The 18,811-nt window shown below is 70.7% G+C and carries 17 protein-coding genes and 1 riboswitch; of the genes, 2 read left to right on the top strand and 15 right to left on the bottom strand.

Annotation, left to right across the window (positions count from 1 at the left end):
- Nucleotides 1-22: 22 nt before the first annotated feature.
- The 13 genes from FM105_RS14755 to ribD form a co-directional block, all read right to left on the bottom strand.
- A complete protein-coding gene (locus FM105_RS14755; RefSeq protein WP_087003026.1) occupies nt 23-385 on the bottom strand; it encodes a helix-turn-helix transcriptional regulator in 363 nt (120 codons plus the stop codon).
- A 109-nt stretch (nt 386-494) separates the two neighbouring features.
- Complete coding sequence (locus FM105_RS00365) at nt 495-1,853, bottom strand: MFS transporter (RefSeq protein ID WP_256970114.1); 1,359 nt, start codon at nt 1,851-1,853, stop codon at nt 495-497.
- Between the two features lie 115 nt (nt 1,854-1,968).
- Entirely contained in the window at nt 1,969-3,060 is a 1,092-nt protein-coding gene (locus FM105_RS00360) for an asparaginase domain-containing protein (RefSeq protein WP_087003023.1), read from the bottom strand.
- Nucleotides 3,057-4,016: a prenyltransferase gene (locus FM105_RS00355; RefSeq protein ID WP_256970113.1), complete on the bottom strand. Its 960-nt coding sequence runs from the start codon at nt 4,014-4,016 to the stop codon at nt 3,057-3,059. The genes FM105_RS00360 and FM105_RS00355 overlap by 4 nt, the downstream gene beginning before the upstream one ends.
- Nucleotides 4,013-4,354 (bottom strand): lycopene cyclase domain-containing protein, encoded by a 342-nt coding sequence (locus FM105_RS00350; protein ID WP_087003021.1) that lies wholly within the window; start codon nt 4,352-4,354, stop codon nt 4,013-4,015. The genes FM105_RS00355 and FM105_RS00350 overlap by 4 nt, the downstream gene beginning before the upstream one ends.
- Nucleotides 4,351-4,698 carry a lycopene cyclase domain-containing protein gene (locus FM105_RS00345; protein WP_373404764.1) on the bottom strand — a complete coding sequence of 116 codons (348 nt, stop codon included), beginning with the start codon at nt 4,696-4,698 and terminating at the stop codon, nt 4,351-4,353. The genes FM105_RS00350 and FM105_RS00345 overlap by 4 nt, the downstream gene beginning before the upstream one ends.
- Entirely contained in the window at nt 4,695-6,407 is a 1,713-nt protein-coding gene (crtI, locus tag FM105_RS00340; RefSeq protein ID WP_087003018.1) for a phytoene desaturase family protein, read from the bottom strand. The genes FM105_RS00345 and crtI overlap by 4 nt, the downstream gene beginning before the upstream one ends.
- Nucleotides 6,404-7,459: a phytoene/squalene synthase family protein gene (locus FM105_RS00335; protein WP_179206994.1), complete on the bottom strand. Its 1,056-nt coding sequence runs from the start codon at nt 7,457-7,459 to the stop codon at nt 6,404-6,406. The genes crtI and FM105_RS00335 overlap by 4 nt, the downstream gene beginning before the upstream one ends.
- 27 nt (nt 7,460-7,486) lie before the next feature.
- Nucleotides 7,487-9,142, bottom strand: a complete 1,656-nt coding sequence (locus FM105_RS00330; protein WP_087003012.1) for a potassium channel family protein — start codon at nt 9,140-9,142, stop codon at nt 7,487-7,489.
- Nucleotides 9,143-9,362: 220 nt separating this feature from the next.
- Nucleotides 9,363-9,881 carry a 6,7-dimethyl-8-ribityllumazine synthase gene (gene ribH / locus FM105_RS00325; RefSeq protein WP_087003009.1) on the bottom strand — a complete coding sequence of 173 codons (519 nt, stop codon included), beginning with the start codon at nt 9,879-9,881 and terminating at the stop codon, nt 9,363-9,365.
- Nucleotides 9,881-11,245 (bottom strand): GTP cyclohydrolase II, encoded by a 1,365-nt coding sequence (ribA, locus tag FM105_RS00320; protein WP_087003006.1) that lies wholly within the window; start codon nt 11,243-11,245, stop codon nt 9,881-9,883. Before ribA ends, ribH begins: the two co-directional genes overlap by 1 nt.
- The gene (locus FM105_RS00315; RefSeq protein ID WP_087003003.1) at nt 11,242-12,063 is read right to left on the bottom strand and encodes a riboflavin synthase; all 822 of its coding nucleotides are present in this window, start codon (nt 12,061-12,063) and stop codon (nt 11,242-11,244) included. Before FM105_RS00315 ends, ribA begins: the two co-directional genes overlap by 4 nt.
- A gap of 3 nt (nt 12,064-12,066) precedes the next feature.
- Nucleotides 12,067-13,326 carry a bifunctional diaminohydroxyphosphoribosylaminopyrimidine deaminase/5-amino-6-(5-phosphoribosylamino)uracil reductase RibD gene (gene ribD, locus FM105_RS00310; protein ID WP_087003000.1) on the bottom strand — a complete coding sequence of 420 codons (1,260 nt, stop codon included), beginning with the start codon at nt 13,324-13,326 and terminating at the stop codon, nt 12,067-12,069.
- Nucleotides 13,327-13,533: 207 nt separating this feature from the next.
- A riboswitch (FMN riboswitch) is annotated at nt 13,534-13,666 on the bottom strand.
- A 239-nt stretch (nt 13,667-13,905) separates the two neighbouring features.
- Between ribD and FM105_RS00305 the strand changes: the two genes are divergently transcribed.
- Nucleotides 13,906-16,011 (top strand): RecQ family ATP-dependent DNA helicase, encoded by a 2,106-nt coding sequence (locus FM105_RS00305; protein WP_087002998.1) that lies wholly within the window; start codon nt 13,906-13,908, stop codon nt 16,009-16,011.
- Here FM105_RS00305 and FM105_RS00300 read toward each other — a convergent pair.
- Nucleotides 15,935-16,804, bottom strand: a complete 870-nt coding sequence (locus FM105_RS00300; RefSeq protein WP_087002995.1) for a DUF4184 family protein — start codon at nt 16,802-16,804, stop codon at nt 15,935-15,937. The genes FM105_RS00305 and FM105_RS00300 overlap by 77 nt on opposite strands.
- Before the next feature lie 227 nt (nt 16,805-17,031).
- On the opposite strand from FM105_RS00300, the gene FM105_RS00295 reads away from it, so the two are divergent.
- A complete protein-coding gene (locus FM105_RS00295; RefSeq protein WP_087002991.1) occupies nt 17,032-18,009 on the top strand; it encodes an NADP-dependent oxidoreductase in 978 nt (325 codons plus the stop codon).
- Between the two features lie 22 nt (nt 18,010-18,031).
- On the opposite strand, the gene FM105_RS00290 is transcribed toward FM105_RS00295, so the two are convergent.
- On the bottom strand, nt 18,032-18,808 hold the full coding sequence (locus FM105_RS00290; protein ID WP_256970112.1) for a DUF3152 domain-containing protein: 777 nt from the start codon (nt 18,806-18,808) through the stop codon (nt 18,032-18,034).
- Nucleotides 18,809-18,811 lie beyond the last annotated feature (3 nt).

Genomic DNA, 18,811 nt, shown 5'->3' with positions numbered 1-18,811 from the left:
GCGGCCACGACTCACCGCGGCGTCAGGACTCCGCGCCGCTCCCGCCACGTGCCAGGCGCTCGCCGAGCCAGCGCTCGATCGTCGACTCGTGCCATCCGCGGGTCCGCGCGACGGTCGCGTCGGGCTCCGGCAGGTCCGCGTCCCTCTCCAGCTCCACGTTCGTGATGCCGAGAAGTTCGGCGACCTCGCCGATGGACAGGTAGCGGACGGGGCCTGCCTGCGGCGCCTGTTCGGCGGCGGGGACCGATGCCGGTGTCGTCTCCCACGGATCACCGGGCGTCGGAGGGACGGGCACGAAGCCGATGCGCTGCCCTGCGAGGACACCCGCTGCTCCGAGTGTCGTGCCCAGCGCCGTGCTCAGTCCCACCAGTGCCAGCTTCCGCATTGCGATTCTCTCCTGTGCGTCGACGTCGATGTCCGGTCCCAGTATGGGGCACGGGAGCACGATGACTCAGACCGGGACCTCGGCGACGGTCGGCCGGAAGCGGATCAGCTCACACAGACGTCGCCGCGTCCGCCGCATCCGGCTTCGGTGCGGCCTTGAGCACGAGCGTGACGACGCCGGCGGCGATCATCGTGAGCCCCACGACCCACAGGCCCGCGTTCTGCGTCCCCGTCAGCTCTGCGAGCCCGCCGGTGATGTAGGGGGCGAAGAAGCCGGCGGAGTTGCCCAGCGAGTTCACCAGGGCGATGCCCGCCGCGGCGGCGGCTCCGGCGAGGAACGTCTGGGGCAGCGGCCAGAAGCAGGGAAGCGTCGCGCAGATCGCCATGCAGCAGATCGTCACAGCGATCATCGTCGTGAAGGGCGAGCTCATGTAGAGCGCGACCGGGATCGCCGCGCCGCCCACGAAGAGGGGCAGCGCCACGTGCCACACCCGCTCGCCTGTCTTGTCGCTGTGGCGGGACCACAGCAGCATCGCGATCACGCCGAACGAGTAGGGGATCGCCGTGATGAACCCGATCTCGACGATCGAGAAGTCGGTGCCGAAGGTCTCGGAGAAGCCCGCGATGATCGTGGGCAGGAAGAAGCTGAGCGCATACAGGCCGTACACGGCGCCGAAGTACACGAAGCTCAGCGCCCAGACGCGCGGCTGCAGCAGCGCGCGCCGGACGGGGTAGTGGTACGAGTGCGCAGTCGAGGACTCCTCGGCCTCCATGCGGGCACTCAGCCAGTCGCGCTCCTCCGGCTCCAGCCACTTCGCGTCCTTGGGGCGGTCCGTGAGGTAGAAGAGGCACATGATCCCCAGGATCACCGCGGGGAAGCCCTCGACGAGGAACATGAAGCGCCACCCGGAGAAGCCGCCCAGGATGTTCTCGCCCTGGGATACCAGCCACGACGAAAGCGGTGCGCCGATGACGTTGGACAGCGGGATCGCCAGCATGAAGAGCGCGGTCGCACGCGCACGCCGGCTGCTGGGGAACCAGTACGTGAGGTAGAGGACGATGCCGGGGAAGAACCCTGCCTCCGCCACGCCCAGGAGGAATCGCAGCGCGTACAGCCAGTACTCGTTCGTCACGAACGCCATCGCCGAGGCCACCAGGCCCCAGCTGATGAGGATCCGCGCCAGCCAGATACGCGCCCCGAAGCGGTGGAGGGCCAGGTTCGACGGCACCTCGAGCATGAGGTAGCCGAAGAAGAAGATCCCCGCGGCGAACCCGAACTGCGTCGCGGTGAGCCCCAGCTCCTCGTTCATCCCGCCCGGACCGGCGATGGAGATGTTCGTCCGGTCGAGGTAGTTGATGAAGTACATCGCGATGATGAACGGGATGAGCCGCCACGTCACCTTCTTGAGGACGCGGTTCTCCATCGCCTGGTCGGCCGTCGATGTCGAGGAAGGGGTCGTGTCTGACATGCGACGGATCGTAACCCGCCCGAGGCTCCCGGAGAAGGTGACGGACCGCACTGTGGGACTGCGGTGCCAGAGAGGTGCCCGAGGGCCGTCAGAGCAGGGTCGTCAGAGAACGTCGTCAGAGAACTGGGAAGTCCGTGCCGAAGTGGAGCGCGAGGATCAGTGCCAGCCGCGCCTTCCGCGCGTTGAGCGTCCCCGCGGGGACGAGTCCGCGTCCCAGCAGGTCGATCTCCGCGCCGGGGTACCCGTAGGTCCGCTCGAGCGTCGCGCCGGCTCCGGTCCTAGACGCCAGGACGACTGGGACCTCGGCTGCCACCGCGGCGACTCGTGCGACGGTGGACTGCGGCACATGGCCACCGCCCACGCCGGCCAGCACGCAGCCCGCGTACCCGGCCTCGGCGAGCTCCTCCACGAGCGACAGGTCGTCGTCGAGGCCCACCTCGAGGACCGCGACCCGGGGGAAGGCCGGTGCAGGTTCGGGAGTGGGCTGGTCGCTCGTCGGGGCCTCGGGCACGGACTGGTCGGGCACGGACTGGTCAGGCACTGACAGATCAGGCACGGACCAGCCGGGGACGGCGCGGGAGGCGGCGGGGGCGTGGGGCAGGACGAGACGGTCCTCGGAGACCCAGCCCAGCGGTCCCTGGCCCAGCCCGGCCTGGAACGCCGCGACCGAGGTCGTGTGCGCCTTCGTGACCGACAGCGGGTCGAAGACCTCGTCGGCGAAGACCAGGGCAGCTGCCAGGCGACGGTCGGCTGCGAGCTCCTTCATCCGAGGATCGAGGGCCGTGCGGGCGGCTGACCGCACATTGGCTCCGCCATCGGCGCCCGGTAGGGATGGGTTGCGCATCGCACCCGTGAGGACGACGGGGATGCCCGCGTCGTTGAGCAGGGCGAGGACGAAGGCCGAATCCTCGAGCGTGTCCGTCCCCTGCGTGAGGACGACGCCGTCCGCCCCGTCGGCCGCGGCTCGCCGGATCGACCGCACGGCGTCGAAGAGGTGGGTCAGCGTGATCGACCCAGAGCCCACCTGCGCGAGCTGCTCGAAGGTGACCAGCGGCGGCTCGTCTTCGAGGGTGAGCGTGTCGAGCTGTGCGGCGGCGGCGATCTGCTCCGCACCGATGGTGGGCATGACGCCGGAGGCGGCATCGGTCTGCGGTGCGGAGGCGATCGTGCCTCCCAGGGCGATGATGTGGAGTCGGGGAGCGCTCATGTCGCGAGTGTAAGCCCGGCCGCGGACAGGAGCCCGGCAGCGGACGGCACACCGGGCACAGGCAGGGCGCCTGCGTGGACGAGCAGCAGCATCGTCACCCCGAAGCCCACCAAGTAGTTGAGCCAGAGGAAGGTCGTCCACCCTCGGTGGGCGTCGGCAGACGTCTGGTCCGTGACGGTGACGAAGCGCGCGACGGACACGATGTACGGCACCGCTCCCAGCGCCGCCCACTGGAGCACCGGCCCCGCGCCGAGGGCCAGCACCCCCGCGGCGACATAGCCCGCGAGCGACACCCACACCGTTGCCCGCGCCCCGAGGACGGTGGCGATCGAGCCGAGTCCGGCCTCGCGATCGGGGCCCACGTCCTGGACCGCACCGAACGCCTGGCTCGCCACGCCCCAGAGGAAGAACGCCGCCAGACCGCACCAGCCGGCCGGTGAGGGCCACGTGCTCAGAACGGCGAGTGCCACCCAGGCGGGGGAGGAGAAGTGCGTGGACGAGGTGAGCGAGTCCAGCAGCGGGATCTCCTTGAACCGCAGACCGCGCACGCTGTACGCGACGACTGCGAAGAGGGAGAGACCCAGGACCGGGATGACAGCGGTGATTGCTTGGGGCCCGCCCGCCACCAGCAGCCACACCACGAACGGCACGCACGTGAGCGCCGCTGCCCAGAGGACCGTGCGGTGGACCCGGCGGTCCAGGACATCGCCCTCGAGGCCGCCCTTGCGCGGATTGCGCAGATCCGATTCGAAGTCGAAGACGTCGTTGATGCCGTACATCGCCAGGTTGTAGGGGACGAGGAAGAAGAAGCACCCCACCCAGAACGTCGCATCGAGCCCGCCGCCGGCCAGCAGCCACGCGGCACCGAACGGGTACGCGGTGTTGATCCACGAGAGGGGCCGGGACGTGACGACGAGGTGCCGCAGCACGCGGGCCGGCGGCAGGCGGTCGGTCACCGTGCCTCGTCTGCGCGGTCGTCACGCCTGGCACCCAGCAGCGTCCACAGCGCCGGCAGCGCCAGCACCGCGAAGATCGTGTAGGCGAAGTCCTCGACCGGCATGATCCCCAGCTTGATGCCGGAGATCCGCGCATCGTCGTAGTCGACCAGACCCACCCCGATCATGATGTTGTCGAAGACGGCGGTGAGCACGAGCAGCACGCTCGCGGTGACGACGAGGGCGGATCGGTGCAGACGGGAGCGAGGGGAGCGCTGCGCACCGCGCGACCGCAGAGCGAACACGAGCACGGCGACCGCCCCCGCGAGGAACACAGTGTTGAGGAGCCAGTAGGTCATGCGTCGCTCCCCACCCGCTCGCGCCACTGAAGGATCCTCCGCGCCCCGGCGTACACGTTCATCGTCAGCCAGCAGAGGAAGGTGAGGAACAGCAGCTCCTCGACGGGGAGCTCCGGTGCCAGCAGGACGCCGGTCATGAAGGGCGTCTCGCCGCGGAAGAACACCCCCAGCCCGATCCCGAACACGTCCCACACGAGGAACGTCGCGACCCCGGCCGCGTGGACGATCGCGGCCCGCCTCCAGTCCGCGAACCAGAAGAGCCGGTGCCGCCAGTCCAGCATGAGCATCCCGAACATGCTGAACAGCAGACAGCTCATGTACGCGAACGGCATGAGAGCGCTCACGAGTCTCCTCTCCCCTCGGCCCCACGGTCTCCCTCGGACTCACGCCTTCCCTCGAGCGACCGCAGCGCATCGAACGCGTTCTCTGCACTCATCACGCACATCGGCAGTCCCACCCCGGGAGCGGTGTACGCCCCGGCGCGCAGGAGGTTGGACACCTGCGGCGAGACCACCGAGTCGCGGAACATCGCACTCTGCTTCAGCGTGTGCGCGGGACCCAGGGCGGTACCGGACCACGCGCGCAGGTTCAGCGCGAAATCACCGGGCGCCCGCACGTGCCGCACGCGGACCCGGGAGCGCAGGTCAGGTGCACCCACTCGTGCCCCGACGGCGTCGATGACGCGGTCGACGTAGCGCTCGATCTCGTCCTGCCCCGCCTTCAGCGTCGGATTCGCCGGGAAGGGGACGAGCAGGAAGAGGCTCTCGCATCCCTCGGGGGCGACGGACGGGTCCGTGACCGTCGGCGCGCACACGTAGGTGCTCGCGGGCTCCGGCAGCCGCGCGTCCCGCCCGCCGAACACGGACGCGAAGTTCGTCTCCCAGTCATCCGTGAAGAACAGGGTGTGGTGGGAGAGGCCGGGCACGCGCCCCTCGATCCCCAGCATCACTGTGAGCGCGCCCATCCCCGGGTCGCGCTTCTCCCACTCCCGCTTCGACACGCTCACGAGCTTGGGCGGCAGCATGCGCGTCTCCACGTGGTGGAGGTCGCAGGCGGCGACGACCCAATCGGGTTCGATGCTCTGCAGCCCGTCCGCGGTCCGGTACACGACCTCGGTGATCGCACGGCTGCTGCCGGGCCCGGGGCGCAGGGACAGGACCTCGGCATCGGTGGTGATGCGGACGCCTGCGTCCAGCGCGAGGCGGGTGAACGCGTCGATGAGCGTGCCCATCCCGCCCATCGGGTACTTCACCCCGTCGATCAGATCCATCCGGCTCATGAGGTGGTAGAGCGCAGGTGTGCGCCCCGGATCGGAGGCGAGGAACACCGTCGGATAGAGCAGGATCTGCCGCAGCAGCGGATGCCGGAATCGCGAGTGGATGTGGTCGCGGAACGACCCTGTCAGGAGGCCGGGCAGCTGGGGCAGTGCCGCTCGCGCCTGCGGATCCCTGCCCGCTCCCGCGAGCACACCGGCGCCGAGGCGCCCAAGACTCCGCACCCGCCGCGGCATCCCGGCCGCGCCCCGGTGCTCGCGGCCGAAGTCGGTGCGCAGGGCGTGCTCGAGGGCGAGGTCGTAGAGCAGGGAGGCGCTCGCCAGATGGTCGTCGAGTGCCTTCGACGACCCCGGCTCCAGTCGTTCGAAGAGCGCGTGGAGGGCGGCCCGGTCGGGGATGATGTCGAGGGGCTCGGGGAGGTCGAAGGGTTCAGGGAGCCCGGGGTCTCCGCTCGCCGGGTCTGCTGTGCTCGATGTCTCTGCTGCCGCCGACGGGTGCACGTGGCCGGGGAACAGGCGGTAGGACGGGGTGAGGTCGACGAGGTCGAGCTCCTGCTCCGCGGTGGTGCCGAACCGTCGGAAGAACGCGTCGAACACCTCGGGCATGAGGTACCAGGACGGTCCCGTGTCGAAGAGGAAGCCGTCATCCTCGAGCGTCGCGGCCCGGCCTCCCACCTGGGACAGCCGCTCGAGTACCGTGACGTCGTGCCCATCCTGGGCGGCGAGTGCGGCGGTCGCGAGGCCGGAGATGCCGGCCCCGATGACGATGACGCGGCTCATGCGGACCTCCTCGAGTACGCCACGGGCATCCCGGGCCAGGCGGTGCGGGGGCGTCCGCTCGCGGCGCGGGCTGCGATCGTGAGCTTGACCGGATCGGGGACGCGCACGCGCCGGCGCGCCACCTGTCGCGCCGGGGTCATGGCGATGCGGTGATTGAGCTCCGCGAACACACCGAACGCCGTCCACACAGCCGCGCGGACGGTGCGCGGGAGCTCGTCGATGACCGGGGCGGCCGTCGCGAGCTCATCGAAGACCTCGAAGACCAGGCGGTCCTTCCGCTCCTCCGTGAAGTCCGTCGACGCGCGGCCCGGTGCGACGAGGTAGCCGCGGCGCAGGTGCGCGGAGTCGTGCGCGAGGTCGCGGACGAAGTTCACCTTCTGGAAGGCGGAGCCCAGCGCGCGGGCACCCGGCAGCAGCGCCTCCTCCGCGTCGCGGGGCAGCGGCGCCCCGTCGAAGAAGGCGAGCACGCACATCTCGCCGACGACCTCGGCCGACCCGTGGATGTAGCGGGCGAGCTCGTCGTCGGTCAGCGCCCGCGCATGTGCCGTCTGTTCCCACTGACTATCAGCAGTCTGTTCCCACCAGCTTTCATCAGACCGCACAACTTCTTTGGTGTGCGGTCTGATGAAAGTTGGTAGGTCCTGGTTCGGTGGGGGTGGAGGCTGGTCGGCTGGTACGTCGGAGCGCATCGAGGCGAAGAACGGCTCCCACTGCGCGGGACCGATGCCCGTCGCACGGGCACTCGCCGCGAACGCGTGGGCGACGAGATCCGTGGAGAATCCGCGCTCCACCGCCTGGGCGATGACCTGCTCGAACCGGTCGAGCTCGCCGATGACGTTCTGGGGCGAGGCACCCGTCCACGCTCCGTCCACCACTTCATCCGCCACCCGCACCATCGCGTAGAGCGCTTCGATGTGGGTGCGGATGCGGCGCGGCAGGGCGGAGGACGCGAGCGTGAACGACGTCGAGTAGCTCCGCATCACCGTCCGGGCAGCGGCGCGCGCGGTCCGTGTGTAGTGGTCCGCGGGGGAGCGGTGCTGCAGGGTGGGCATGACTGCCATTGTCCCTGATCCGTGCGCTCAGCGTCCCTTCGCATACGTGTTCCGGAACGCGCGCTCCGCGTGGCGATCGCCCAGCAGCACCACGTGCGTGAGGTCTTCGGTGGGGATGCCTGCGGTCTCGACGTGCAGGGTCCCGTGGGAGTCGATCGCCGCGACGATGTGACATCCAGTCGCATCGTGGATCTTCTCGTCCCGCAGTGCCGCGCCACCCAGTGAACGCGGGCGGGGAACCGAGAACAGCTCGTTGCCCTCCGCGATGACGACTCGGTGGGCACGGCCGAGCTCGTTCCACAGTGCGGTGGCGCCGATCGTGGCGTAGGACAGGACACTGTCCGCTCCCGCGCGGTAGAGGGTCGCCACGTTGCGCTCCGATGTCGCGCGGGCGACGATCTGCAGATCGGGGCGCAGCCGGCGGCAGTAGAGGGTGAGGTACACGTTGAAATCGTCGTCATGGGTCGTGATCACGACTGCGGAGGCCGCTGAGAGTCCTGCGGCGTTCAGGATCTCGATCTCGGAGGCATCCCCTTCGACGACGGTGAAGCCGGCGGGCGCCCGTCCGGGGACCTTCTCGACGATCGTCGTGGGCACGCGGGAGTCGCGGAGCGTCCCGGCGACGGCCCGCCCGACCCGTCCGCCCCCGAGGATCAGCACGGGACTCTCCACGCCTTCGGGACTCTGGAACTGGTCGTTGAAGGTGTCCAGCTCACTGCGCGAGCCGGCCAGGATCAGGACGGCCCTCTCATCGATCCTGCTGTCCGGTCCCATGGGCCGCAGCCGCCCCCGCTGCATGATCGCGAGGATCCGAGCGGGGCACTTCAGGTGGTGCGTGACCTGATCGAGCGTGAGGCCGACCAGGGGTGTGCCCCGCACAGCGGCCTCAGCGATGAGCGTGTGTCCGATCGAGCCGACCACGTGGGCATGGCCGCGGGTGCCGACCGCACGGTTCGCGAGTTCGCGCCCGAGGCTCGAGCTGAGCTGGAAGACATGGTCCGCGCCCGCCAGCTCCAAGACGTCGACCGAGGCGTCCTTGTCCGCCGTCACCGCGATCTTGGCGCTCTTGTTCACCTGCCTCACGGTGAACGCGACGTTGGTGTTCGTCGTATCGGCCTGCGTCGACACGACCATGACGGCCCGCTCGACCCCTGCCTTGCGATACGTGGCGGGAGAGTCCAGGGGACCGACCATCGCCTGGTAGCCCTCATCGTGGAGGCGGCTGGCCTCCGCAGGATCCTCCACGAGTACGACGGCCGGTGTCCTGGCCCGCTTCGCACGGGCGATCAGCGTCTGGGTCACGTCGTCGAAGCCGACCAGGATCAGGTGTCCGCGCAGGTGCTCCGGCACGCTGCGCGGCGCCCGTGCCCTCTCCAGCTGCTCCATCCAGGGCCGCACGATGAACTGCACGAACAGGAAGGGCAGAAGCACCAGGATGAGCAGGATCCCGCTGGCGAGGACCAGCATCGAGAAGAGACGGCCCGCGCTGGAGGAGAAGGTGATGTCGCCGTAGCCGAGTGTGGACATGGTGGTGATCGTCCAGTAGACGGCGTCGATCCAGTCGTAGGGCCGGTCCTCGCGGTCCATGAGGGCCAGGAAGATCGCGCTGTACGCGGACACCATGACGATGGCGCCCAGCGTCATCCACAGCATGAGGCGGGAACGCCGACGACCCTGTCTCATGGTGGTCGTACTCTGTTCATTGGGGGTGTCTTGCATGACGCGGCTCGGATCTTCCTTCTCCCGCATCTCTCGACGAATGATCGTCGCGACGATGCAGGCGCTTCGGGATCGTGCACGACCAGAGTGGTCCTGCCGGCGGCGCGAGGCCGGAGGGAATCGTCGCAGAAGTCCTGGAGCACGTCCACTGCAGCGGATTCCACCCGGCCCCCGAACAGGCGCCTCAGCTGCGGCGAACGCTGCGGAGCAGTGCGGCGGTCTGCAGTGCGGCGGCGGTCGCCTCGTACCCCTTGTCCTCGACGGACGGCTGGCCGTCGCCGCGGTCGGCGAGCCCCGCACGGTTGAGCGCCTGTGCATCGTCATCGCAGGTCAGAAGCCCGAATCCCACCGGGGTGCGGGAATCGATCGACACCCTGGTGAGGCCGTCCGTCGCCGCCTGGCACACGTAGTCGAAGTGCGGCGTGCCGCCGCGGATCACGACGCCCAGCGCGACGACCGCGTCGTACCGATCGGCGAGTTCCGCCGCGGCGACTGGCAGCTCGAAGCTGCCGGGCACGCGGACGACCTCCGCGTCGATGCCGGCGTCCGAGGCTGCGCGCTCGGCGCCTGCGATGAGCCCGTCCATGACGGTGTCATGCCAGGAGGCGGCGAGGATCACAGCGCGGAGGCTGCTGAGGGAGTCCTCGGGATTCTGCGGATCGGCCGGAGTGAGTGCGGGGGAGGGGGCGCCGTGGTGGGCCATCAGGATGCCTTTCGGTCGGAGGGCGTGGAAGGGGAGGGCGAGGTGCTCCCGCCCAGGAGGTGCTGCATCCGCGTGCGCTTCGTATCGAGGTAGCGCGCGTTCTGGGGGCGGGCCGTGGTCTCGACGGGGATCCGCTCGACGACCTCGACCCCCAGGGCCTCGAGCGCCCGGATCTTCGCGGGGTTGTTCGTGAGCAGGCGGACGCGCGAGACATCCAGAGCAGTGAGGATCGCGGCCGCCGCGCGGTAGTCACGGGCGTCCTCGGGGTGACCCAGCTGGAGGTTCGCGTCGACCGTGTCCGCACCGGCCTCCTGCAGCGAGTACGCGCGGATCTTCTCCCACAGGCCGATGCCCCGGCCCTCGTGTCCGCGCACGTAGACGACCACGCCGCCGTGCTGCGCGATGAGGTCGAGCGACGTCTCCAGCTGTTCGCCGCAGTCGCAGCGGTGCGAGCCGAACGCGTCCCCCGTGAGGCACTCGGAGTGGACGCGCACCAGAGGCGAGTCCTGCGACGAGGCCGCGGCAGCCGTTGTGGAGGCAGCTCCGGCCGACGCGGGGGCGGAACCAGCCGATGCGGGGGCGACCGCCTCGAGCGTGAGGTGCTCGATGCCGGACCGTCCCGCCGAGTCCAGCTCCCGCCACGCGCGGGTGAGGAAGGTGCCCTGCGGAGTGGGGAGGGCGACGGGCTCGGTGCCGACGACCTCGGGCGCGGTGGGGGTGTCGTCCTCCGGGACGGTCGTGACGGCACCGCCGTCCCGCGCGTCGAGGTGGACGATGAGATCCGCGATGGACACGAGCGGCAGGCCATGGGCGTCCGCGAACGTCCGCAGGTCCTCGCCTCGCATCATCGGACCCGCGTCATGGACGAGCTCCGCGATGACGGCGACCTCACCGCTGTCGGTCAGGCGGCACAGCTCGACCCCGGCCTCCGTGTGTCCGGGGCGCTCGCGCACACCGCCGTCGCGGGCGATGAGGGGCAGCACGTGGCCCGGTCGCGTGATCGCCGTGGGATCCGGTGACTGCGCGGCGAGCGTGTGCACGGTGACCGTGCGGTCGGCGGCGCTGATGCCGGTCGTGATGCCGGCGGCGGCGTCGCACGTGAGCGTGTAGGCGGTGCCCTTCGCGTCTTCGTTGACCTGTGTCATGGGCGGGAGGTCGAGTGCGCGTGCGCGGGCCTCCGGCATGGGTGCGCACACGACGCCCGAGGTGTGCCGGATCATGAAGCCCATCCACTCCGGCGTCATCGCGACGGCGGGCATGATGAGGTCGCCCTCGTTCTCCCGGTCCTCATCGTCGACGACGACGACGGGTCGGCGGTCGCGCAGCGCTGCCAGCGCGGCGTCGATGCTGTCGAGGCGGATCATGTCAGGTCTCCTTCGTGAGCAGGTGTGGCTTCGTTCGTGGGGGCGGCTTCGTGAGCGGGGTCGGAGGTTCGGTGCGCGGAGGTCCGGTCCGCGGCCGCCTGGAACTGCGTGAGGCGGGCGGCGTACTTCGCGATGACGTCGACCTCGACGTTCACCTCGTCGCCGACTGCGAGCACGCCCATGCGGGTCGCGGCGAGCGTCGCGGGGATCAGGCTGACCTCGACCCAGTGGCCGGGATCGGGCTGGGCCGAGTCGGAGGGTTCTGCGACAGACGGACCCGCGCCCGAGGCAGTGGCCGGCCGGGCGGTCGGCTCACCTCCCGGTGCGGGGCTCACGGCTGAGAGCGTGAGGGAGATCCCGTCGAGCGCGATCGATCCCTTCTCGGCGGTGTACGGCGCGAGGTCCGCCGGGACGCTGATGCGCAGCGTGACCCAGTCGCCCTCGTCGACGCGGGCCAGCACGCGGCCGGTGCCGTCCACGTGGCCCTGCACGATGTGGCCGTCCAGGCGGTCGCTCGCGCGAGGGCAGCGCTCGAGGTTGACGGGGTCTCCCGACTGCAGTCCGCCCACGGTGGTGCGGGTGAGCGTCTCGCCCATGACGTGGGCGACGAAGACGCCGGTCGTCAGCGAGCGGGCGGCGCCGTCGGAGGGCAGAGACTCCGGTGCCTGCGTGAGGCACACCCCGTTGACGGCGAGTGAACCGCCGTCCGGCAACCCGTTCAGCACGGTGCCTGCGCGGAGCGTCAGGACTGCTGAGCCCGCGTCAGTGGGTGTGAGCGAGACGACCTCGCCCATCTCCTCGATGATTCCGGTGAACATGTCTCAGCGTCCCTTCGTGGGCTCGGGTGCAGGTGTGGGATCGGGTGTCTGTGTGGGCTCCGGTGTCTCGGCTGCTTCCGGGGCCGGGAAGGAAACGGACGTCGGGGTGGCTCCGGGCGTCTGTGTGGGCTCGGGTGTCTCGGCCGGCCGGAGGCGGAGGATCGTGTCGGGGTTCCCGCGGTGGGAGTCGGGGGAGGAGACGGGGGAGACCCCGGCAGGCGTGTCGTCGGGGATCCAGCGGATGGCCTCGGCGAGTGTGGACACTCCCAGATCCGCGAGGCCGGGCAGGCCGTCGCCCAGGAGCATCGGGGCGATGTGCAGTTCGAGCTCGTCGACGACTCCTGCGCGGAGGAAAGCGCCGGCGAGATGGGCTCCGCCCTCCACGAGGACGTGCTCGAGGCCGCGCTCGCGCAGGGTCTGCAGCGCTGCGAGCGGATCGCGCGTGCGCAGATGCACGGTGCGCGGATCGCGGGCCAGGTGCGAATCCGGCGCGAGGTCCCGCATCCCGACGGCGACCGGGACCGGCTGGGTGACTGGGACTGGCTGTGTGGCGGGGCCCGGTTGAGTATCTGGGACCGACTGGGTGTGAGGGTTTGACTGGGTGCCGGAGTCTGGCCGGGTGACCGCGACCGGGTTGCTGCCCGGGGCCTCGGACGCGGGGCGGGCCGTGAGACGCGGATCGTCTGCGTGCGCGGTCCCTGTCCCGACGACGACGGCGTCGACGCGGGCCCGCAGCGTGTGGACGCGCTCGCGGGACGCGGGCGAGGTGATCCACTGCGACGTGCCGTCCGCTGCGGCGATCCGTCCGTCCAGGCTCTGCGCCATCTTGAGCGTGACGTAGGGACGGCGCTCGCCCACGGCCTGCAGCCAGCGCGCGTTGAGCGCGCGGGCCTCGGACTCCCGCACACCGGTGCGCACCGTCACGCCGGCGTCGCGCAGTCGTGCGCAGCCGCCTGCCGCGGACGGGTTGGGATCCGCGACGGCGACGACGACCTCGGGCACGCCCGCTTCGATCAGCAGATCAGTGCACGGGCCGGTGCGCCCGTGGTGGGTGCAGGGCTCCAGGGTGACGCAGACGACCGAGGCGGTGAGGTCGATTCCTGCGGCGCGCGCGGCGGCCAGCGCGTCCGGCTCGGCGTGCGGTGTGCCGGCACCGCGGTGGTGGCCGGTGACGATCGTGCCGTCGGGGGCGAGCACGGCAGCGCCCACGAGCGGATTCGCGCCGCGGACGCCGCGTCGCGCGGCTGCGAGGGCGGCATCCATGGCCGCGTGCACAGTGCTGAGCTGTGGCGGCGTGCTGAGCGGTACTGACGTGGGGGAAGGGCCTTCCGCCGACCGTTCCATCCGTCCCTCCCGGGTTCTACACCGGGGTATGGGAGGTGGCTGCGCGGCGGGTGCTGCGTGCCTGCGCGAGGGTGCGGTCAGGGTGCGATCGCGCGACCCGTGACGCGAGAGGACTGCCCTGCGCTCACGATGTTCCTCCCATCCAGACTTTACTGTCGGTCTCGGAATTCCACCGAGTCAACCGGTCTTCCTGTGAGGGAGGACGCGGGTCGCGGACTGTCACCGCCGGTACGGAATCTCACCGTCCCCGGAACATGTGGGACCGAGTGTAGCAACCGACGTGTGGTGCGACACACCCCGGGTCTGAGGCGTGAGACGGTGCTGTGCCGGAGCCTGTGCCGATGCCCGCGTCGGTGCTCGTGGCGGTGCTCGTGGCGGTGCTCGTGCCGGTGCTCGTGTCAGGGCCTCTCACCGGCTGTGTCCGTCCCCTCACCTAGAGTGCCGATACGGTGGAGATCTCCGCCGGTACCGGACGGAAGCGAAGACCGGAGGCGCCAGATGCAGGACAGCGGACTGAACAGGGACGGACTTCTGGAGGAGGCCGCGCGACTCCTGGTCGACCTCACCGGCAATCCGGACGCGCGCCTGCGCGACGGCCAGGCGGAGGCGATCGAAGCACTCGTCGCGGATCGCCGCAGGGCGCTCGTCGTTCAGCGCACCGGCTGGGGCAAGTCCGCCGTGTACTTCATCGCGGCGAAGCTCATGCGCAGTGCGGGACGCGGCCCCTCGCTCATCATCTCCCCGCTGCTGGCGCTCATGCGCGACCAGGTCGCGGCGGCCGCCCGGGCCGGCGTGGTCGCGCGCACGCTGAACTCGTCGAACATGACGGAATGGGACGAGGTGCGGGAAGACCTGGCCGCGGGCCGCGTCGACGTCCTGCTCGTCTCGCCGGAGCGACTCACGAACCCCGCCTTCCGCGACTCCGTGCTGCCGGACCTGATCGGCTCCGTGGGCATGATCGTCGTGGACGAGGCGCACTGCATCTCCGACTGGGGCCACGACTTCAGACCCGACTACCGGCGCATCGGCGCGATGATCCGCGAGCTGCCGCCCGGCACCCCGGTCCTCGCGACGACCGCCACGGCGAATTCGCGGGTCGTCGCGGACGTCGCGGAGCAGCTGGGCGATGACACGCTCGTCATCCGCGGAGAGCTCGCGCGGGCGTCCCTGCGGCTCGGAGTGACACCCGTGCGGCCGCCCGGGGTGCGGCTGGCCTGGTTGGCGGAGCACCTGGGCGACTTCTGGGGCTCCGGGATCATCTACACCCTCACCGTGTCGGCGGCGCAGGACGCCACGCGCGCGCTGCGGGACGCGGGCTGGAACGTCGAGACCTACACCGGCGGCACGGACACGGAGGAGCGCGAGAGGCTGGAGGTCGCGCTCAAGGAGAATCAGGTGAAGGCGCTGGTGGCGACCTCGGCACTGGGGATGGGCTTCGACAAGCCGGACCTGGGGTTCGTCATCCACATGGGTGCCCCGTCCTCGCCCGTCGCGTACTACCAGCAGGTCGGGCGTGCAGGGCGCGCGACGTCGTCCGCGGACGTGCTCCTGATGCCCGGCAACGAGGACTCCGACATCTGGGAGTACTTCGCGACCGCCTCGATGCCCTCTGAGGAGGACGCACAGGGGGTGCTCTCCGCTCTGGACACGGAGGGGACGCTGTCCGTCCCCGCGCTGGAGACCCGGGTGGGGGTGAGGCGCGGCCGCCTCGAGCTGCTGCTCAAGACCCTGAGCGTCGACGGCGCGGTCCAGCGCGTGCGCGGCGGCTACAGCTCGACGGGAGTCGGATGGAGCTACGACGGTGAGCGCTACCGCCACGTGGCGGAGGTGCGGCGCGCGGAGGCGCAGTCGATGCTGGAGTACGAGACGACGTCGGGCTGCCGCATGCGGTACCTCGTCGACGCGCTCGATGACCCGGACCCGCAGGACTGCGGACGCTGCGACAACTGCGACGCGCAGTGGTGGGACGACTCCGTGAGCGATGAGGCGCGCCATCAGGCTCGGCAGGTGCTGTCCTCCGTCGGCATCCCCCTCGACCCACGGGGCCAGTGGCCGTCGGGGATGGCCAATCTGGGCGTCACGCTCTCCGGCCGCATCCCGGTCGAGGAGCGTGCGGAGGAGGGGCGTGCGGTCGCGCGCCTCACGGACCTGGGCCCCGGCCAGCGGCTGCGGGAGTTCCTCGCTCCGGCAGCCGGGGACGGTCCCGTGCCCGATGACATCGGTGCGCTGTGCGTGCAGACACTGCAGCAGTGGAACTGGGAGCGCCGCCCCGACGCGATCATCGCGGTCCCCAGTTCGCGCCGTCCCCAGACGGTCCGCTCACTCGCGGCGAATCTGGCGGCCGCGGGCAAGCTCGAGGACCTGGGGGACCTGCAGCTGGTCCATGACCACGGCGGGCCGGACGTCAACAGCGCCTTCCGGCTCAAAGAGGTGCACAACGCCTTCGCGCTGTCGCCCGAGCAGGCCGATCAGGTGCGCGGGCGCGCGGTCCTGCTCGTCGATGACATGGTCGTCTCCCGCTGGACGCTCACAGTGTGTGCTCGGGAGCTGAGGCTGGCCGGTGCGGAGGGCGTTCTTCCGTTCGCCCTCGCCGTCCGCGGCTGAGGCGGTGCACGATCGCCATGGCGATCGCCGCGCAGGCGGCGTACGCGACGGTCGTCGTGAGGGCGTCGAACGCGAAGTCGTGCAGGGAGAATCCGACGGCTGTCCGGGTCTCTGCGGAGGAGGCCCGGGCCGCGCCGTAGAGGACCGTCGCAGACCCGACGCCTGCGACGAGGGCGGGGACCGCGAACATCCAGGCGGCGAGCTCGGGATGACGCTGCGGGACCGCACGCGCGTCCCGGCGCGACACGCGCAGGTACAGCCAGATGAGGACGCCGATCGCCCCCAGCAGGCTGGATGCGTACTGGAGCAGCAGGCTGTAGGAGTAGCCGGCGATCGACCCCTGCAGAGCACTGATCTGCTGCGAGACCGCGGCGCCCTCATCCGCGAGCTGGTCCCAGGCGAGGTGCGTGAGCGAGCCGACGAGTAGGGCGGGCAGGGCGAGCAGCCACGGCCGGATCCCCGTCGGCGAATCATGCGTCCGATCGCGCAGGGACCTCGGCAGCGCGTCTCTGTAGGCGGGGCGCAGGAGCAGCCACCAGAGGGCCAGAAGGAGCAGTCCGATGAGGAGGTCGACCGTCACGAGGCCCGTCAGCGAGTGGAGGAACTCGTACTGGTCGAACATGGTCGGCAGAGCCGGAGCGTCGATGAGGAGCCCCATGACGTCGAGGCCCGGAACGGCACGGGCGAAGAGCGGCACGTCGGGGACGACAGTGCCGATGACGAGGGCGCCGAGCGGCAGCCCCAGCCAGGCGAGGGGCGCGACCGCAAGGGGATGAGCGAACGTGACGGGCATCGGGGTCGGGCTCCTCGCACTCTGACGGGACACCTCAGAATAGGTGCTCCGACTGTGTGTCCGCCTGTGTGTCCGCAGACAGCTCGGAGGGTGGACGCCGCTGGTCGTGCGCGCGTCCGCAGGAGAGACTGATGTGCGCAGGTCAGCACGAGCACGCGTCTCATTACGAGCACACGTCTCACTGTGAGCACACGAGCACACGTCTGCGCGGAGACGAGAGGGGATCCATGCGCATCTACGGCTTCGACGACTACGGCGGGCCCGAGGTCCAGCGCTTCCACGAGGTGGAGGAACCCACGATGCAGGACGGGTGCGTGAGGATCCGCACTGTCACGGCCGGGGTGAATCCGGCGGACATCAAGGTGCGCTCCGGCGCCCGTCAGAGCGGCTTCCCGGTCGAGTTCCCGATGGCGATGGGCCGTGAAGCGTGTGGTGACGTCATCGAGGTGGGGCCTGGTGCGTCGGATCGGATCGCCGTCGGTGACCGCGTGTTCGGCTCCTGTGCGCCCGGGACCGGGGCGTTCGCAGAGACAGCCCTGCTCGATGCCTCGAGCGCGGTCCGCGTTCCCGCGGGCCTCGACGCCGTGCGCGCGGCCTGCATTCCTGTGGCCGTCGGTACCGCGAACGATGCGATCGCTGAGCTCGCGTGCGGAGACGGAGACACGGTCCTGGTCCTCGGAGCGGGCGGCGGCGTGGGCGTCCACGCGGTCCAACTCGCACGCCTGGCCGGGGCGCGCGTGATCGCCGTCGCGAGTGCGGCCAAACGGGATCTGCTGGAGGGGCTCGGTGTCGAGCACGTCGCGTCCGGATCCGGATGGGAGGAGCGCGTCCGCGCAGCCGTGGCCGGTGGTGGGGCTGCAGGAGGAGCCGGACTCGGATCTGAGGTCGAGCCCGGACCGGGGGAGCGGCCGGTCGATGCGCTCCTCGACTGCGTGGGCGGCGACGCGCTCGCGGGCGCGCTCAGCCTGCTGGCGGGCACCCGGGTGCGCAGTGTCGCGGACCCGGCGGGGGCCTCGGCCGCGGGTGGTTCAGGGGTCGTCCGGCGACGGACGACCGAGGTCTTCGGCGCGCTCGCCTCGCTGGTGGCCGACGGGAGGCTCGAGGTCGTCGTGGACGACGTCGTGCCGTTCGCCGAGGCAGCACGGGCGGTCGAGCGGGTCGAGTCCGGTCATGCGCGGGGGAAGACGGTCGTGACGTTCACGTGAGCGGGCGAACAGCGGGCGAGCCTCACCCGGCCGACGGCCAGGCGTTGGGCTCGCACCCCTGCAGCCCCTTCGTCTGCTGCTGCATGAGCGGTGCGGTCTCGCCCGTCCCCGGACAGTTCTCGTGGCCGTGCCCCAACGCGTGTCCGACCTCGTGGTTGATGAGGTACTGGCGGTACTGGGTCAGCGAGTCGAACTCGTCCGTCGCGGACACCCACCGCTTCGCGTTGAGGATGACGTCGCGGCCGCTGCGGCACGACAGCTCACCGTTGGTGATGAGCGGCGCGCACATCTGGTCCGTCGTGTTCGGCGAGGCGACGCTGATCACGGCGTCCGCGCTGTCCGCATCCGTCACGAGGCCGAAGGCGACGCCGTCGAGTTCCTGCCACCCCCGCTCGTCGCGGAGCGTCTCCATGATGAACGCGGATGCCTCATCCACGTCGACGGGCAGGTTCGACTCGACCCGCACGGCGACGTCGAAGGGCGTGCCGTCGCCCGTGGCCTCCGATCCCGCCGTGGCGGTGTCCCAGTCGCCGCTGCCTGCTGCCGGGACATCGGTGGGCAGCGGAGTGGGAGCCGACGTGGTGGGCGCGCCGGACGGCGTGGGCTCCTGATCGACGGACGGGTCCGTCGTGGCCGCGGCCGAGGCGGTGGACAGTGCCGGTCCATCGGTCGGGTGATCGCTCGGGCCGGGGCTCGCGGTCGGGCGCTCACCTGCGCTCATGCACCCGGAGAGGACGGTGAGGGCGAGGATCGCCGCCGCGGGCACGGCGGATCGGGTGAGGGGGCTGCGTGTGCGCACCCG

Source organism: Brevibacterium yomogidense (assembly GCF_900163715.1).
Lineage (GTDB): Bacteria > Actinomycetota > Actinomycetes > Actinomycetales > Brevibacteriaceae > Brevibacterium > Brevibacterium yomogidense_A.
This window is presented reverse-complemented; position numbering and strand designations above follow the sequence as displayed.

Bases quoted from the DNA above. Each gene is read 5' to 3' on its own strand.
- FM105_RS00300 (WP_087002995.1), bottom strand. From the start codon at position 16,804: ATGCCCGTCACGTTCGCTCATCCCCTTGCGGTCGCGCCCCTCGCCTGG.
- FM105_RS00350 (WP_087003021.1), bottom strand. From the start codon at position 4,354: ATGACCTACTGGCTCCTCAACACTGTGTTCCTCGCGGGGGCGGTCGCC.
- crtI (WP_087003018.1), bottom strand. From the start codon at position 6,407: ATGAGCCGCGTCATCGTCATCGGGGCCGGCATCTCCGGCCTCGCGACC.
- FM105_RS00330 (WP_087003012.1), bottom strand. From the start codon at position 9,142: ATGAGACAGGGTCGTCGGCGTTCCCGCCTCATGCTGTGGATGACGCTG.
- FM105_RS00305 (WP_087002998.1), top strand. From the start codon at position 13,906: ATGCAGGACAGCGGACTGAACAGGGACGGACTTCTGGAGGAGGCCGCG.
- FM105_RS00335 (WP_179206994.1), bottom strand. From the start codon at position 7,459: ATGCCCACCCTGCAGCACCGCTCCCCCGCGGACCACTACACACGGACC.
- ribH (WP_087003009.1), bottom strand. From the start codon at position 9,881: ATGGCCCACCACGGCGCCCCCTCCCCCGCACTCACTCCGGCCGATCCG.
- FM105_RS00365 (WP_256970114.1), bottom strand. From the start codon at position 1,853: ATGTCAGACACGACCCCTTCCTCGACATCGACGGCCGACCAGGCGATG.
- FM105_RS14755 (WP_087003026.1), bottom strand. From the start codon at position 385: ATGCGGAAGCTGGCACTGGTGGGACTGAGCACGGCGCTGGGCACGACA.
- ribD (WP_087003000.1), bottom strand. From the start codon at position 13,326: ATGGATGCCGCCCTCGCAGCCGCGCGACGCGGCGTCCGCGGCGCGAAT.
- ribA (WP_087003006.1), bottom strand. From the start codon at position 11,245: ATGATCCGCCTCGACAGCATCGACGCCGCGCTGGCAGCGCTGCGCGAC.
- FM105_RS00315 (WP_087003003.1), bottom strand. From the start codon at position 12,063: ATGTTCACCGGAATCATCGAGGAGATGGGCGAGGTCGTCTCGCTCACA.
- FM105_RS00360 (WP_087003023.1), bottom strand. From the start codon at position 3,060: ATGAGCGCTCCCCGACTCCACATCATCGCCCTGGGAGGCACGATCGCC.
- FM105_RS00295 (WP_087002991.1), top strand. From the start codon at position 17,032: ATGCGCATCTACGGCTTCGACGACTACGGCGGGCCCGAGGTCCAGCGC.